This is a genomic window from Synechococcus lacustris str. Tous (assembly GCF_003011125.1).
Lineage (GTDB): Bacteria > Cyanobacteriota > Cyanobacteriia > PCC-6307 > Cyanobiaceae > Synechococcus_D > Synechococcus_D lacustris.
Genome location: NZ_PXVC01000130.1, coordinates 1 through 3148, shown reverse-complemented (window position 1 = coordinate 3148; position 3148 = coordinate 1). Strand labels below are relative to the sequence as shown.

Here is a 3148-nt window from a genome sequence, read left to right as displayed (position 1 = left end):
GATGGAGCCGCTACATTTAGCGTTACAGGTACTACGACTGTTGGCCARRTTCTAAAGGTTAATAAAACAGCTGCTGATCCAGATGGTGATGGAACATTTATCTACCAGTGGCAATCATCCTCTAATGGCACAAACTGGAGCAATATTGGAACTAATGCTGATTCCTACACCCTTACTTCCGCAGAACAAACAAAACAAATTAGGGTTCAGGTTTCTTATACCGATGCTCAAGCATTCACAGAAGCATTAACAGTTCCAGCTGGCACCGTTGGTGCTGTTAAYGATGGAGCCGCTACATTTAGCGTTACAGGTACWACRACTGTTGGCCARRTTCTAAAGGTTAATAAAACAGCTGCTGATCCAGATGGTGATGGAACATTTATCTACCAGTGGCAATCATCCTCTAATGGCACAAACTGGAGCAATATTGGAACTAATGCTGATTCCTACACCCTTACTTCCGCAGAACAAACAAAACAAATTAGGGTTCAAGTATCTTACACTGACGGCGAAGGATTCCAAGAAAAAATAACAGTTGCTGGTGGAACTGTTCCTGCCTACGATGCTCGAGATCTTACCTACACATCAATCACTGGGCAAACCACCTCGGCTCGCCTAACGGCAACATCAGGCACATTTACTGGAGACGTGAGCCTTAATAAACTGGTGACTGCTCCTAGCTATGCAAATAAGAATGCAAATCTCTCCATCGGCAAAACGGGTATCAATTTCTCGCTAAATCTAGATCCTGCTAGCAATAGTAATACTGCCAAATTAGCAATAGACCTTGCACCCCTCCTTGATGGTGTTAATATCACCCAAAAGCGGCTTGCCTATTTTGTCTACAGCACTCCCGTCGGCCAGGCTGCCCCGATAGCTACGCCCTTCACCTATGACCCGGTGAAGAAGGCAGGCGCCCGCTTCTTTGATCTCGATGGCAATGGATCAGCCGATAMTGCCGACCTTCAATTTGTCGACGGCGGCTATGGCGACAAGGATGGCTTTAAAAATGGCGTGGTAGTCGATCCCTCTACGGGTGGTGCGGTGGAGCTCAACGCTATATTTACGGCAACTGCCAATAGTCTCACTGTTTCTGATCCAACCGACACCACATCGCCTGCTTCTCTCGTTGTGCGCGCCAGCCTAAGCTCACGTTCTAGCTCGGTGAACCAGATCGGGTACGTGGCCCTCAATGCCAATGAAACACTGAGCCTGAGCTATGAGCTGGTGAAAGAGCGGGGCACCCTGTTGTTTGGCACCCTTTCAAATAACGATGTACCAGACATCTCAAATATGAAGTTCCAACGGGATATCAATCTGATCAATGGTCAGAAGTTGATGTTCTTTGAAGTGGTGGATAATACCCTCGAGGCCATGCTCAAGAGTGGCAGCCTCGACTCCAGCTTCCGCACCCTAGATGTCATTAAGAAGACGGATATCAGTGCGACCGCAGGCAAGGGTGGAAGCAGTATCAACCTCAACTTATCCACCGATTTCTCGGGTATTGGGGAATTGATCTCAAGCCAGATGGGTGATGCACCTATCTTTGATTTCAGCAGCCTTGCGGACAAAACCCTCACCGGTGATGTGCTGATTGCCCGCGAGGCGTCTTACGACTCCAGCATTGGCTTCTACCGCATCCAGCGGGCCGATGGCGCTGTGCTCGATCCGATCACCAACACGCTGATCACCCCGGACATGGGCTCCGACGTTTACAAAAAAGCAGCCCTACGCAGCTCCAACCTGTTCAATGGCTTTGGCAGCCTGGCCACCGCTAACCGTGTAAACAAGAGTGCAGCCATAGATGCTTTCAAAGACGCCGGCCTGCTCGCCCCCTACGCCAGTGTGGCAAATACGGGTGAAACCTACTTCTCCTTTGCTGCTGCCAACAGTGATGGCCTCAGCCACTTCCGGGTGCTCGGTTCCGGCGTACTCGGTCTAGAAGATATTAAAGGTAATGGCGATCGCGACTTCGATGACCTGATCGCCAGCTTTAACTTCAAGCTCAGCACAGGCGCCATCAAATAATTGCTGAATGGCTGGCAGCCAGCGGAAATAGCTAACAGTTGATATCCRCTCGATGGCCTGGAATAAGACTAAAAACCTTATCGGCCCTACAGGAGCTGCTGGTGAACGTAATTAAGAACTATACGGTTAAGCCTTTTTATCCCTCGATTTCCACAAACAGCTTGATCAGTTGCGAAGAACTGATGCGGTGCAGTTTTTTTTCGACGCCTTAAACCGCCCTGGTGCGCCAGCTAGAGCAGGTGCCGCTTACGGCAGAAGTGTTGGAACGCTCCGCCGACCCGATCGTTTGCGTTTGCAGGGCTGGTAGGGCCGCTCGGGCCCTCATTACTTCAGCTTTAGCCCACAGCGAAGGCACCCCTTTGCTTGTGGTGGTGCCCACCTTGGAGGAGGCAGTTCGCTGGGCGGCACTGTTGGAATTAATGGGGTGGCCCACCACACAGCTTTATCCCACCAGTAAAATCACTTGGGGCCAACTAAAGGTTTTAAGCGAACTGCTTGCGCTCAACAGCATTGGCGCACCTTGAGTGAGCGATATGCCCCATATCCTTTAAAGGTGGCATTACTAATCGCTTTCGCACCACCGCCGAACGTATAGAGATTCTTAGCAGCCATCAAGAAGGGGCAATAGATGTGGTAGTAGGCACCCATCAACTTTTAGGCAAAGGTACAAATTTCAGGCAATTGGGTTTACTTGTTGAAACGAAGAACAACAGTTTGGTGTTAGCCATAAATAAAAAAAAGGTGTTGCGCAAAGATGTTGATGTTCTTACCCTTTCAGCCATAAGGTAGCCACTCATAAGACCATCTTATACAAACAACTTGAGATCGTCTTATCAATTAAACTGAGTTAGCTAAAATCAAGATTATGAGTTCCATCAAAAACCTACCGTTTGCCTACACTACAGGTTCAAAGGCTGTTGATGTATTTAGTGATATAATCTTAACTGATCAAAATAATATACTTGTATCCGGCTATGGGGCAATTGCAGGTGGTAGTTTAGGTGGATCTGATCTCTATCTATCTCTTAAAGATCTCAGGGGTAAAACAATATGGCAATCAGATTTTGGCACTATTTATGATGATGCATTTTTAGCAGTTACTCAATCGGGTGCCTATGCT

General features: G+C 48.1%; 3 protein-coding genes and 1 pseudogene. All 4 read left to right on the top strand.

Annotation, left to right across the window (positions count from 1 at the left end; genetic code table 11):
* Positions 1-2028, top strand: a 2028-nt coding sequence (locus C7K08_RS15645; protein WP_106501024.1) for a DUF4114 domain-containing protein, incomplete at its 5' end; no start/stop codon positions are given.
* 221 nt (positions 2029-2249) lie between these two features.
* Complete coding sequence (locus C7K08_RS13250) at positions 2250-2552, top strand: hypothetical protein (protein WP_341272171.1); 303 nt, start codon at positions 2250-2252, stop codon at positions 2550-2552.
* Positions 2519-2808 (top strand): annotated as a pseudogene (locus C7K08_RS13245) (DEAD/DEAH box helicase family protein); the annotation flags it as partial. The gene C7K08_RS13250 and the pseudogene C7K08_RS13245, both read left to right, overlap by 34 nt.
* A gap of 85 nt (positions 2809-2893) precedes the next feature.
* Positions 2894-3148, top strand: a 255-nt coding sequence (locus C7K08_RS13240) for a hypothetical protein (RefSeq protein ID WP_133165290.1), incomplete at its 3' end; no start/stop codon positions are given.